Annotated in this window: 10 protein-coding genes; 6 read left to right on the top strand and 4 right to left on the bottom strand. The window is 67.3% G+C overall.

Annotated features, from left to right (window positions below; all coding sequences use genetic code 11):
- Positions 1 to 156: 156 nt before the first annotated feature.
- Together ABC383_RS12055 and ABC383_RS12050 are read left to right on the top strand one after the other, a co-directional pair.
- Positions 157 to 630 (top strand): CreA family protein, encoded by a 474-nt coding sequence (locus ABC383_RS12055; protein ID WP_413014226.1) that lies wholly within the window; start codon positions 157 to 159, stop codon positions 628 to 630.
- Positions 631 to 807: 177 nt separating this feature from the next.
- Positions 808 to 2,118 (top strand): PQQ-dependent sugar dehydrogenase, encoded by a 1,311-nt coding sequence (locus tag ABC383_RS12050; protein WP_413014224.1) that lies wholly within the window; start codon positions 808 to 810, stop codon positions 2,116 to 2,118.
- A gap of 7 nt (positions 2,119 to 2,125) precedes the next feature.
- Here the strand turns inward: ABC383_RS12050 and ABC383_RS12045 are convergent, their stop codons facing one another.
- On the bottom strand, positions 2,126 to 3,775 hold the full coding sequence (locus ABC383_RS12045; RefSeq protein WP_413014222.1) for an MBL fold metallo-hydrolase: 1,650 nt from the start codon (positions 3,773 to 3,775) through the stop codon (positions 2,126 to 2,128).
- A 117-nt stretch (positions 3,776 to 3,892) separates the two neighbouring features.
- Between ABC383_RS12045 and ABC383_RS12040 the strand changes: the two genes are divergently transcribed.
- The 3 genes from ABC383_RS12040 (at position 3,893) to ABC383_RS12030 (ending at position 7,805) form a co-directional block, all read left to right on the top strand.
- Positions 3,893 to 4,981, top strand: a complete 1,089-nt coding sequence (locus tag ABC383_RS12040; protein WP_413016325.1) for an NAD(P)H-dependent flavin oxidoreductase — start codon at positions 3,893 to 3,895, stop codon at positions 4,979 to 4,981.
- A gap of 985 nt (positions 4,982 to 5,966) precedes the next feature.
- On the top strand, positions 5,967 to 6,386 hold the full coding sequence (locus ABC383_RS12035) for a cupin domain-containing protein (protein ID WP_413014220.1): 420 nt from the start codon (positions 5,967 to 5,969) through the stop codon (positions 6,384 to 6,386).
- A 159-nt stretch (positions 6,387 to 6,545) separates the two neighbouring features.
- The gene (locus tag ABC383_RS12030; RefSeq protein ID WP_413014219.1) at positions 6,546 to 7,805 is read left to right on the top strand and encodes a putative Na+/H+ antiporter; all 1,260 of its coding nucleotides are present in this window, start codon (positions 6,546 to 6,548) and stop codon (positions 7,803 to 7,805) included.
- A 21-nt stretch (positions 7,806 to 7,826) separates the two neighbouring features.
- Here the strand turns inward: ABC383_RS12030 and nhaR are convergent, their stop codons facing one another.
- The 3 genes from nhaR to ABC383_RS12015 form a co-directional block, all read right to left on the bottom strand.
- A complete protein-coding gene (gene nhaR / locus ABC383_RS12025) occupies positions 7,827 to 8,756 on the bottom strand; it encodes a transcriptional activator NhaR (RefSeq protein WP_413014218.1) in 930 nt (309 codons plus the stop codon).
- 87 nt (positions 8,757 to 8,843) lie between these two features.
- On the bottom strand, positions 8,844 to 10,034 hold the full coding sequence (locus ABC383_RS12020; protein ID WP_413014216.1) for an amidase: 1,191 nt from the start codon (positions 10,032 to 10,034) through the stop codon (positions 8,844 to 8,846).
- On the bottom strand, positions 10,031 to 10,840 hold the full coding sequence (locus ABC383_RS12015) for a cysteine hydrolase family protein (RefSeq protein WP_413014214.1): 810 nt from the start codon (positions 10,838 to 10,840) through the stop codon (positions 10,031 to 10,033). The genes ABC383_RS12020 and ABC383_RS12015 overlap by 4 nt, the downstream gene beginning before the upstream one ends.
- Before the next feature lie 117 nt (positions 10,841 to 10,957).
- Between ABC383_RS12015 and ABC383_RS12010 the strand changes: the two genes are divergently transcribed.
- The gene (locus ABC383_RS12010) at positions 10,958 to 11,926 is read left to right on the top strand and encodes a BMP family protein (RefSeq protein ID WP_413014212.1); all 969 of its coding nucleotides are present in this window, start codon (positions 10,958 to 10,960) and stop codon (positions 11,924 to 11,926) included.

The following is an 11,926-nucleotide window of genomic DNA, read 5'->3' as shown; positions in this document are numbered from 1 at the left end:
GAGGGATGTCGGTGAGCGGCTTGATGGAGGCCATCCGGGGCCACCGGACGGCCTGGTATCCTAACATTTCACAAGGGCCGCTGACCACAGGCAAACTGCACTCCCCCTGGTTTGGGTTAATCTGGCGCTTTCCTTCCGACCAGGCCCGCTTTCGCCATGAAGTTCATCCAACCCCTGCTGTGCGCCTCTTTGCTGTGCCATGCCGCCGTCCATGCCGAACAGGTCGGCGAGGTCAGCACCGTGTTCAAGTTCATCGGCCCCAACCACAAGATCGTGGTCGAGGCCTATGACGATCCCAGGGTGGGCGGCGTGGTCTGCTACCTGTCGCGCGCCAAGACCGGCGGCATCAGCGGCGCCATCGGCATCGCCGAGGACAAGGCCGATGCTTCCGTGGCCTGCCGCCAGGTCGGCGAGATCCGCTTCAACGGCAGCCTGCCGAAGCAGGAGGAAGTCTTCAGCGAGCGCGCCTCCATCCTGTTCAAGCGGGTGCAGGTGGTGCGCATGGTCGACGTCAAGCGCAATGCGCTGGTCTACCTGGTCTATTCCGACCGGCTGGTCGAAGGCAGTCCGCAAAACAGCGTGACCGCGGTGCCGCTGCCCGCCGGCCAGCCTATCCCGCTGGCCAAGTGACGGCCGGGCCCGCATCTTGCAAATCCATTACTGGCCAGTCCGGCGCGCGCAGAGCGGCGGACTGGCTTGCCGCCGCAGTTGCTGCATGATTGACAGGCAGCCGTTACAAGCCCGGCAGTTCTTACAGGCGAGCCGCCACCGCAAGGGCGGGCGCCCCTCAACAACTGGAGAGCCTTCATGCTAGTGATTCGTCGTATTTCATGGGCCGCGGCCATCGTGCTGCTGGCCGGCTGCGAACAGGCCACGCTGCCGCTCAAGGCCGGCACCGGCCCGGAACCGACGCTTCCGCCGCCCAACCATACGCTGCTGCCAACCGTGCATATCGCGCCGGCCAAGGGCTGGCCCGACGGCGGCAAGCCCACGCCCGCGGCCGGCCTGGCGGTCAATGCCTATGCCAGCGGCCTGGACCATCCGCGCTGGCTGTACACGCTGCCCAATGGCGACGTGCTGGTGGCCGAGACCAATGCGCCGGCCAAGCCGGAAGACAGCAAGGGCATCAAGGGCAAGATCATGAAGATGGTGATGAAGCGGGCCGGCGCCGGCACGCCCAGCGCCAACCGCATCACGCTGCTGCGCGATGCCGACGGCGACGGCGTGGCCGAGCTCAAGACCGTCTTCCTGGAAGGCCTCAATTCGCCGTTCGGCATGAGCCTGGTAGGCAATACGCTGTATGTCGCCAACACCGACGCCATCATGCGCTTTCCCTACAAGGCCGGCGACACCCGCATCAGCGAGGCCGGCGTCAAGGTGGCCGACCTGCCGGCCGGGCCGCTGAACCATCACTGGACCAAGAACGTGATCGCCAGCCGCGACGGCAGGAAGCTGTATGCCACGTCCGGCTCCAACAGCAACGTCGGCGAGAACGGCATGGAAGCCGAGGAAAACCGCGCGGCCATCCTGGAAATCGATCCGGCCAGCGGCAAGACCACGCTGTTCGCCTCGGGCCTGCGCAATCCGAACGGCATGGCATGGCAGCCGCAGAGCGGCGCGCTGTGGACCGTGGTCAATGAGCGCGACGAGATCGGCAGCGACCTGGTGCCCGACTACATGACCTCGGTGAAGGAGGGCGGCTTCTATGGCTGGCCCTACAGCTACTACGGCCAGACCGTCGATGCCCGCGTCAAGCCGCAGCGGCCCGACCTGGTGTCCAAGGCGATCAAGCCCGACTATGCGCTGGGGCCGCACACCGCCTCGCTGGGCCTGATGTTCTACCAGGGCGACCTGCTGCCCAGGCGCTATCAGAATGGCGCCTTCGTCGGCCAGCACGGCTCCTGGAACCGCAAGCCGCGCAGCGGCTACAAGGTGATCTTCGTGCCCTTCAACAAGGGCATGCCGGCCGGCGAGCCGGAGGACGTCCTGACCGGCTTTCTCAGTGAAGAAGGCGACGCGCTGGGCCGTCCGGTCGGCGTGGCCAGCGACAAGTCCGGCGCGCTGCTGGTGGCCGACGACGTCGGCAACGTGATCTGGCGGGTGGCGCCGGCGAAGTGACGGCGGATCAGCCGCCGCCGGCGCGCCAGGCGCCGTTGTCGAGGCTGACGCGGCCTTCGGCGGCCAGCTTCTCCAGGTGCGCCAGCAGCGAGCGCTCGGCCATCGCCAGGCGCTCGGCCGGCACGTCGTCATAGACCCGTGGCAGCAGCGCCTGCGTGGTGGCGGCGCCGGCCTCGCGCAATACCCGCAGCACCTTGTCTTCCCGGCTCTGGCGATGCGCCAGCAGCCGCCGCACCGCCCGGTGCGGCTGGTCGATCAGGAAACCGTGGCCGGGCGCCAGCCATTCCAGGTCTTCTTCCAGCAGCGATTGCAGCGAGGCGAAATAGGCCTGCATGTTGCCGTCCGGCGGATTGATCACCACGGTCGAGCCCTGCATGATGTGGTCGCCGGTGAACAGCATCCTCTCTTCTTCCAGCAGGTAGCACAGGTGGTTGGACGCATGGCCGGGCGTATGCACCACCCGCAGCGTGGCGCCGCCGATGGCGATGCGCTCGCCATGCGCCGGCACCCGGTCGGGAGTGTACGCCTGGTCCTGGCGCGCATGCGGCGGCGCCGGCATGCCCAGCACCTCGGCGCCGGTGGCTTCCTTCAGGCGGCGCGCGGCCGGCGAATGGTCGAGATGGGTGTGGGTGGTGAGGATCAGCCGCAGCGCCGCGCCGCCCTCGCGCAGCAGCGCCTCGATATGCGCGGCGTCGTCCGGGCCGGGGTCGATCACGGCCAGCGCGCTGGCGTCGCCGACCAGGTAGCTGTTGGTGCCGGGGCCGGTCATGTAGCCGGGATTGGGCGCTGTCAGGCGCAGCACCCGCTCCGACAGGCGCACCGGCTTGCCGGGCACGATCTCGGACCAGGTCTGGCCTTCGCCGAACGGGTCGAGCTTGCCGACCTCGGCATAGGCGCGGTCGGCCGGCAGCAGCATGCGCCGGCCCTTGCTGCCGGTGGACACCCGCGGCATCAGCGCCGGCACCGCTTCCTGCGCATGGGCATGGGCCAGCATCGCCTCCACGCTGCCGAAGCCCGACAGCGCCTTCAGGGTCTGGATGGTGGCGAACACCATTTCCATCTCGCCGCGCTGCTGCCTGGCCAGCGCGTCTTCCGGCCGCAGCCAGGCATGGGCGATGGTCTCGACCTGGTCGGCCGCGGCGATCTGCTCGGCCGGCGCGGCGGCCAGGAAGAAGCGGGTGTCGAAGCGGCGCGGCAGGCCGGGCGGCGTGATCCAGTGGCTGAAATAGCGCAGCGACGACAGGGCCGGGAACAGCCCGCGCTCGCGGCACAGCGTGTTGAAATCCAGTTCGCCGGCCGCCGATCGCGCCCGCAGCGCGGCCAGTTCGGCGGCGCCGGGCGTGTTGCCGGCAACGTCGGCGGCCAGCAGCAGGCCCGATTCCTCGAAGCATTCGCGCACCGCCGCCACCCAGTAGGCCAGACCGCCGCTTTCCAGGCCGAGGATGCGGCTGGCCTGGCCATCGTCCAGGCCAGCGCAGTCCGACCAGCAGGGATCGTGGTCGCCCGGGTCCACCGCGCCGCCCGGAAACACATAGGCGCCGGCCACGAAGTTGGCCTTGAGCGTGCGTTGCATCATGAAAATCTCGGGACCTTGGTCGCCGTCGCGGGCAAGGATCAGCGTCGCCGCCGGGCGGGGAATCAGCAGGGTGGGGGTCATGCGCTAGGCCTGGAAGGAATCGGGTGGCGACGATTGTAAAACAGCATGACGATTTTCACCGGACGCCCTGCGCCAGCGCCAAGCCGCTGTTCCCGCCGCTGCCTATAATGCAGGTCCATTCATTGCCCACGGAGAACCGCGATGCCCAACCACCTCGCGCAGCGGCTGCATGTCGATTACCCGATCTTTCTGGCGCCCATGGCCGGCGAAGCGGCCAAGGCGCCGCTGGTGGCCGCGGTCAGCAATGCCGGCGGCCTAGGCGTTCTGGGCGCGGGCTACATGTCGCCCGAGAAGCTTCTGGCCACCATCGCCGAGATTCGCGCGCTGACGTCCCGGCCTTTTGGCGTGAACCTGTTCGTGATGGCGCCCGGCGAGCGCGGCAGCGCCGGCGTCGACACCATGCGCCAGGCGCTGGCCCGCTATCACGCCGAACTCGGCATCGCGCCGCCTGCGCTGCCGGCCAGCCTGGAAGAGAACTACGATGCGCAGATGGAAGCGGTGCTGTCGGCCGGCGTCGCCGCCTTCAGCTTCACCTTCGGCGTGCCGTCGGCGCGGCACATCGATGCCCTGAAAGCCGGCGGCGCCTGCGTGATGGGCACCGCCACCACGGTGGACGAAGCGATCGAGCTGGAACGGCGCGGCGTCGACGCGGTGGTGGCGCAGGGCGCCGAGGCCGGCGGCCATCGCGGCACCTTCCTGACCGACGACTTCCAGGGCGCCATGATCGGCACCATGGCCCTGGTGCCGCAGGTGGCCGACGCGGTGCGGCTGCCGGTGGTGGCGGCCGGCGGCATTGCAGACCGCCGCGGCGTGCGCGCCGCGCTGGCGCTGGGCGCCTCGGCGGTCTCGGTCGGCACCGCCTTCCTCAGCACCATCGAATCCGGCGTGTCGGATGCCTACAAGCTGGCGCTGACCGGGCCGGCCAGCCGTAACACCGGCGTGACCCGGGTCTTTTCCGGGCGGCCGGCGCGGGGCGTGCGCAACCGCTTCATGGACGAGATGCGCGCCTTCGAAATCAGCGCGCCGGTGTATCCGGTCGCCAATGCGCTGACCCGCGACATGCGCGCCGCAGCCAGCCGCCAGGGCCGGCCGGAGTTCCTGTCGCTGTGGGCCGGGCAGGCCGCGCCGCTGTCGCGCAACTGCAGCGTGGCGCAGTTGATGGAGGAATTGCGGGAAGGGCTGTCGCAGTCGGACCTGCCGTTGTAGGGGGGAAGGAGATTCCATCATTTGCCGATGATGGAAGTGATGGGGCATTAGGTGACGGTTGCAGTTGCTCTTGACGTACGCGTAGCGACAGTTGCAGTTGCAGTTGCCGTTGTTTTTGAAGTTGTCGTTGCTTTTGAATCCCGTTGAGCGCGCCGTGACGTCGGTGCATGGAGCGGGAAAAGGTGCGGCGTCTGTCTGAGTCAAGCGCAGCTTGGCGAGTTTAGCCGCGCCCCGCTCCATGCATCGACGGCACGGGGACCCTCGCGCAGCGAGGGCGCGATCACCGGGTCGCCTTTTTTTGCCTACTTTTTTTGGCGAAGCAAAAAAAGTAGGTCGCCCGCCGGGGCGAACTCCCGGCCTGGTCATGACGATAGTGCTTTCGCGTTGTTTCACCCGGCGTAAAGACGTTACTGCGAAGCAGCAGTGGCTTTTGAAGTTTGAAGTTTGCCGACAAACGTCAAAAGCAAAGACGATGGTGCTGCCCGTGCGTTGCCGGGTGACGCAAGGCGGTTGCACTGCCGTGGAGACAAGCCGGGAGTCCGTCCCGGCGGCCGGGTCACTTTTTTGCTTCGCCAAAAAAGTAACCAAAAAAGGCGACCCGATGATCGCGCCCCCGCTGCGCGGGGGTCCCCGTGTCAGCGGTACCCGGAGCGGGGCGCGGCTAAACTCGCCAAGCTGCGCTTGACTCAGACAGACGCCGCACCTTTTCCCGCTCCGGGCACCGCTGACACGGCGCGCTCAACGGGATTTCACTGCCACTTCAAAAGCAACGGCAACGGCAACTTCAAAAGCCACGGCAACGGCAACTTCAAAAGCCACGGCAACGGCAACGGCAACTTCAAAAGCCACGGCAACGGCAACTCCAAAAGCAACCGCAACTGTCGCTGCGCGTACGTCAAAAGCAGCTGCACTACGATGTAGCCGGCGCCCGGCCCAATCGGCTAGACTTGTCTTCCCACTCCCGTCCTGATCCCGGAGAACAATCATGCAGGATAGCCCCGCACCCCAGCAGGTGACCGCGCTGCGCGCCGGCCCGGAAACCGCCACCGTCCAGGGACTGCCTTATTTCAACGGCATCTCCGCCGATAGCGCCGGCGCGCGCGGGCTGGCGATGCACCTGGTGGTGATCCCGCCCGGCGGCGCGGCGCGGCCGCATGTGCATGAAGGTTATGAAACCGGGATCTATGTGCTGGAAGGCCGGGTGGAAACCCGTTACGGCATGCGGCTGGAGCAGGTGGTGGTGAGCGAGCCGGGCGACTTTCTGTTCATCCCGCCCGGCGTGCCGCACGAGGCGCGCAACCTGAGCCAGACCGAGCCGGCGCGCGCGGTGGTGGCGCGCAACGATGCCAACGAACGCGAGAAGGTCATTCCCTACGATCCGCCGGCGCAGGACGCGCAATCGTAATGCAGTGATGCGTGATGCGTGATGCAGTGATGCCGTACGCCGCGCCGTGCCGGGTTGGCCTCGGCTATCCTTATCGGCTATACTCGCCGCCGGGTGCTCACACAATCCTGTGTGGCAGGTAACGCGATGGTCGGGCCGCCACGCGGCTTGCTCACGACTATGAACGCACCCACTCTGATCCAGATCATTGGCGCCACCCTGTTCGCCATCGCCGTCCTCCACACCTTTTCCACCAAGTTCTTCGAGCATCTCGCCCATACCCGGCCGCGCCATGCGGGGATCTGGCATCTGCTGGGAGAGGTCGAGGTCGTGTTCGGCTTCTGGGCCATGGTGCTGATGCTGTTCATGTTCGCCGTCAGCGGCAAGCAGGAAGCGATCGGCTATCTGGAGTCGCGCAACTTCACCGAGCCGATGTTCGTGTTTGCGATCATGGTGATCGCCGGCACCCGTCCCATCCTGCAGTTCGCCGGCGCCATCGTGCGGCTGTTCGCGCGCCTGCTGCCGCTGCCGCGCGCGATGGCGCTGTATTTCCTGGTGCTGTCGCTGGTGCCGCTCCTGGGCTCCTTCATCACCGAGCCGGCGGCCATGACGCTGGCCGCGCTGATGCTGCGCGACACGCTCTTCTCGCGCCAGGTGTCCGAGAAGCTGAAGTACGCCACCATCGGCGTGCTGTTCGTCAACGTGTCCATTGGCGGGACCCTCACGCCCTTCGCCGCGCCGCCGGTGCTGATGGTGGCGGCCAAGTGGAACTGGGACATTGGCTTCATGATCGCCACCTTCGGCTGGAAGGCCGCCATCGCTGTCGTGATCAATGCCGGCGCGGCGATGCTGCTGTTCCGCCGCCAGCTCGGGCATATGGCGGATGCGCCGCAAGGCGGGGCATCGAGCGTGCCCTTGCCGATGATCCTGGCCCATCTCGCCTTCCTGCTGCTGGTGGTCGTGTTCGCACACCATCCGCCGGTGTTCATGGGCGTGTTCCTGTTTTTCCTGGGATTTGCGACTGCCTATCAGCGCCACCAGGACACGCTGATCCTGCGCGAGGCCTTGCTGGTGGCCTTCTTCCTCGGCGGCCTGGTGGTATTGGGCGGGCTGCAGCAATGGTGGCTGGAGCCGGTGCTGATGAGCATGGACGCCAATGCCGTCTTCTTCGGCGCCACCGCGCTGACCGCTATCACCGACAATGCGGCGCTGACCTACCTGGGTTCGCTGGTGGAAGGCCTGAGCCTGGACTTCAAGACCGCGCTGGTGGCGGGCGCCGTGACCGGCGGCGGCCTGACGCTGATCGCCAATGCGCCCAACCCGGCGGGCGCGGCCATCCTGAAGGAAAAATTCGCCGAGAACGCGATCCAGCCGCTGGGCCTGCTGCTGGCCGCGCTGCCGCCCACGCTGGTGGCGGCGATGGCGCTGCGCCTGCTGTAGCAGGCCGGCGCCTGGCCAGGCTCAGGCGGCCTGGCGGGACAGCGGGAACGCCTTGCCGTGGATCGCGCCGAGGATGGCCTCCACCGCCGGGTGCTTGATCTTGCGCTCGTTGGAGATCGCATAGAACTGTTCCTTGACCGAGGACAGCGCGCCCACCGGCACCGCGCCGAACTGGTCATGCACATCCTTGGCCAGCGCCGAGTCGGCCGGGAACAGGCCCAGGCCGTTGCGGCCGAAGGTGTTGAGCAGCGCGTTGTCGTCGAACTCGCCGACCACGTCGACCCGTATGCTGTTCATCTCCAGCCAGTGCTCGATGCGGCCGCGGATGGCGTTGTTGCGGGTTGGCAGCAAGAGCGGCGCGCCATTCAGGCTGGCCGGAAAGCCCGGCGCATAGCGCTCGGCCAGGGCCGGCAGGCCGAACAGCGTGATCTCGCTCTCGCCCAGCAGGTGGCTGAAGACGCGCATGTTGGTGCCCGACGGCACCGGCCTGTCGGTCAGCACCACGTCCAGCTTGTGCAGCGCCAGGTCGGCCAGCAGGTTGTCGAGCTGGTACTCGTAGCACACCAGCCGCACCCGCTGCGGCAGCGCCAGCGCCGCTTCCAGCAGGTGCGAGGTGATCAGCTTGGGCACCGAGTCGGAGATGCCGACGGTCAGGCGCATGCTGTGCTCGGTGTCGGATATGGCCAGGGTATCCATCATCTGCTCGGAGAGCAGGAAGATCTGGTCGGCATAGGACAGCGCGATGCGGCCGGCCTCGGTCAGCACCAGCCGCCGGCCCTGCGGCGCCAGCAGCGACTTGCCGATCGACTGCTCAAGCAGGCTCAGCTGGGCGCTGATGGTCTGCACCGCGACATCGAGGCGGTCGGCGGCGCGGGTGATGCTGCCTTCCTTGGCAACCACCCAGAAATAATAAAGATGGCGAAAGTTGAGTCCGAGTCCGGAGGTCTTCATGGTCGGCGGGATAGTGGCGATGCCGACATTATCTCCGCAAATGTCGCTTCGGCATGCATGCGGCGTATCGCCGCCCGATTCCCGCCATCAACGAAAGCCATCCGCCGCCAGTTGCGCCGCCCAGCGCGGCGCCTGCGCCAGCAGCATCTCGTCCATGCCGGCCTGCGCGATGAAGGACAGGCTGACCGGCGCGCCGGCCACGTGCCCGGCCGGCAGCGCCAGCTGCGGCAGGCCGGCATGGCCGGCGATGGCATTGACCGCCAGCGCGACTTCATAGAAAGCCGACAGCGCCGCGCCGCTGGCGTCCTTCTTGAGCGACGGCAGCGGCACCGTCGGCAGCACCAGCACCCTGCCGTCGGCCAGCAGCCGATGCAGCCTTTCGCTGACGATCAGCCGCAATGCCTGCTGGTCGCGGATGTCGTCGTCGGCGATGTCCAGCGTGGAGGCGAAGCGCGGCCCGATGTCGCTGCCGAAGCGCGGCTTCCTGGCGGCGATCCATGGGCCCAGCGTCTGCCGGATCTCGGCGCCCTGCAGCACCTGGTAGCAGCGCAGCCATTGCGCCGCGCGTCCCTCGAACACGTCCAGCGACGCGCCCGCGCCGAGCGCTTCGGCGGCGCTTTTCAGCAAGGCCGCGCTGCGCGGCTCGGTCATTGCATACACGTCGGCAGCCAGGCACAGCCGCGGCGCGCCTGCCGCCAGGGACGGTCCGAGCAGCACCCGGCCGACCTGTGCGAGCAGGTCGGCCGAACGGGCAAGCCAGCCCACGGTGTCGTAGCTGGGCGCGAAGGGCAGCACGCCGTCGAGCGACACCCGGCCATGGCTGGGACGAAAGCCGGCGATGCCGCAGAAGGCGGCCGGCACCCGGACCGAGCCGCCGGTATCGGTGCCCAGCGCGAAGTCGGCCAGCCCGGCCGCTACCGCGACCGCCGAACCGGATGAGGAGCCGCCAGGCAGGCAGTCGGGCAGCAACGGATTGCGCGGCGTGCCGTAATGCGCATTGCGTCCTTCAAGGCTGAAGGCCAGCTCATCGGTGACGGTCTTGCCGCACAGGTGCGCGCCTGCCGAAAGCAGCGCTGCCACGCAGGGCGCATGGCGCGCAGCCGGGCCGTGGTCGGCGGCCCAGTCGGGATTGCCGCCGCCGGTGACGGCGCCTGCGATGTCGATCAGGTCCTTGACCGCCATCGCCGCGCCGTCCAGCACGCCGGCCGCGCTGGGCGGCGCGGTGCAGCGCCCGCCCGGCAGGAAGGCGCCCCACAGGTCGGGCGGCGCGGCCATCATGCCGGCCGCGCCGTTTCCAGCGCCGTCAGCAGCCGCGTGCTGTCGGTGGTGAAGCCGAAGCATTTCTTGACGTTCCATACCGCCGCCTCGGCGCAGAAGCCGGGCGAAGTGGTGGCGCAGCAGTCTTCCACCAGCAGGCAGCCATAGCCGAGGAAGTTGGCGTCGGTTAAGGTGTGCAGCACGCACTGGTCGATGTTGACCCCGGCGAACAGGATGGTGCGTATGCCCAGGTTACGCAGGATGCTGTCGAGCGGCGTGTCCCAGAAGCCGCTGATGCGGTACTTGTCGACCATGATGTCGCCGGCCTCGGGCTGCAGCTCGTCCACCACGGCCGCGGCCCAGGAGTCTTTCTGCAGCACCGGCGCGGCATTGCTGCGCAAGGGGTCGCCCAGGCCAGTGCCCGTGCCCGACGGCTTGTACAGGTGGATCTGGTTGGGCGGCATGTTGGCCAGGTCGGGGCGGTTGCCCCAGTTGACCCAGATCACCGGCACGCCCGCGTGGCGCAGCGCCGGCAGCAATCCCTGCAATGGTGCAATCGGCGCACGGTTCGGGGTCGGATCGCCGCCAATCTCGTGCACCCAGCCATTCGTGGTGCAGAAATCATTCTGCATGTCGACCACGATGATCGCGGTCTGGCGCAGATTTACCAGCACCGACTGCGGCTGGCAGGCGATGCGGGCCAGCACCGGATGCGGCGGCGGCACCGCCATGTCGATCTCTTCGGCGCTGGCGCGCCATGCGGTGTTGGGGCTGTGGCCCAGCATGCCGTCGGCGGGACGGGCAAGTGGCGGTAGGGCTTTCTGCATGCGGTTCTCCTGATGGCGTTGCCGGCAATGGCATCGAACTTGCTATGGATGAGTCAGGCCCGTTCAGGGCGCGTCAACTTTCCCAATGCAAAAGGAGTGCCAGTCATGCGCTGCAAAATGTCATCACGTCGCCGCCTGCTGTTGTCCGTGTCCGCACTGACGATTGCCGCTGCGTGCGGCACGGTCCAGGCCGCCGACCCGGTCAAGGTCGGTGTGCTGATTCCCGGCTCGAAATCCGACAAGGGCTGGATGGAATCGGGCTATACCGGCCTGGCCCAGTCCGAGAAGGAGTTCGGCAGCAAGATCAAGGTGCAGATGATCGAGAACATCAACTATGCCGACATGGAGCAGGCGCTGACCAACCTGGCCAGCAAGAACGACCTGGTGATCAACGTCGGCGGACAGACCCAGGCGGCGGTGCTGAAGGTAGCCAAGCGCTTCCCGAAGAAGAAGTTCTCCATCGTCGGCGGCAACCAGGGCGAGTCCGCGCCCAATGTCGCCGGCTATGACGTCAAGCAGGCGCAGATCGCCTATGTGGCCGGCGCGGCCGCGGCCATGCTGTCCAAGAACGGCGCGGTCAGCTATGTCGGCGGCATGGAGATTCCTTCCATCGTCAATGCCGGCAAGGAGTTCGGCAACGGCGCACGCGCGATCAACCCGCAGATCAAGTACGTGGAGAACTACACCGGCGACTTCGACAACGTCTCCAAGTCCAAGGAAGCCACGCTGGCCGCGATCGCCCAGGGCGCCGACGTGCACTATCACATCCTGAACCTGGGCCTGCGCGGCATGGAGCAGGCGGCCAAGGAGAAGGGCACCCATATCATCGGCAGCTATACCGACCGCTGCGGCAGCGACCCGCTGTATGTGGCCTACAGCATCACCGGCGTGGGCTACCAGGTGCACTACGCGATCTCGCAGGCCGTGTCGGGCGAATGGAAGCCGGGCTACAAGCCGTTCGGCCTGGCGATGGGCTCTGATGCCTCCGACATGAAGATCTGCGGCGCCACCCCCGAGCAGAAGGCCAAGCTGGAGCAGATCAAGAAGGACATCGCGGACGGCAAGATCAAGGTGCTGGAAGGCTGA

This window comes from Noviherbaspirillum phoenicis, assembly GCF_047237965.1.
Taxonomy (GTDB): domain Bacteria; phylum Pseudomonadota; class Gammaproteobacteria; order Burkholderiales; family Burkholderiaceae_D; genus Noviherbaspirillum_A.
This window is presented reverse-complemented; position numbering and strand designations above follow the sequence as displayed.

Excerpts from the sequence above, each read along its gene's own strand:
- ABC383_RS12055 (WP_413014226.1), top strand. The coding sequence starts at position 157 with ATGAAGTTCATCCAACCCCTGCTGTGCGCCTCTTTGCTGTGCCATGCC.
- ABC383_RS12050 (WP_413014224.1), top strand. The coding sequence starts at position 808 with ATGCTAGTGATTCGTCGTATTTCATGGGCCGCGGCCATCGTGCTGCTG.
- ABC383_RS12045 (WP_413014222.1), bottom strand. The coding sequence starts at position 3,775 with ATGACCCCCACCCTGCTGATTCCCCGCCCGGCGGCGACGCTGATCCTT.
- ABC383_RS12035 (WP_413014220.1), top strand. The coding sequence starts at position 5,967 with ATGCAGGATAGCCCCGCACCCCAGCAGGTGACCGCGCTGCGCGCCGGC.
- ABC383_RS12030 (WP_413014219.1), top strand. The coding sequence starts at position 6,546 with ATGAACGCACCCACTCTGATCCAGATCATTGGCGCCACCCTGTTCGCC.
- nhaR (WP_413014218.1), bottom strand. The coding sequence starts at position 8,756 with ATGAAGACCTCCGGACTCGGACTCAACTTTCGCCATCTTTATTATTTC.
- ABC383_RS12020 (WP_413014216.1), bottom strand. The coding sequence starts at position 10,034 with ATGATGGCCGCGCCGCCCGACCTGTGGGGCGCCTTCCTGCCGGGCGGG.
- ABC383_RS12015 (WP_413014214.1), bottom strand. The coding sequence starts at position 10,840 with ATGCAGAAAGCCCTACCGCCACTTGCCCGTCCCGCCGACGGCATGCTG.
- ABC383_RS12010 (WP_413014212.1), top strand. The coding sequence starts at position 10,958 with ATGTCATCACGTCGCCGCCTGCTGTTGTCCGTGTCCGCACTGACGATT.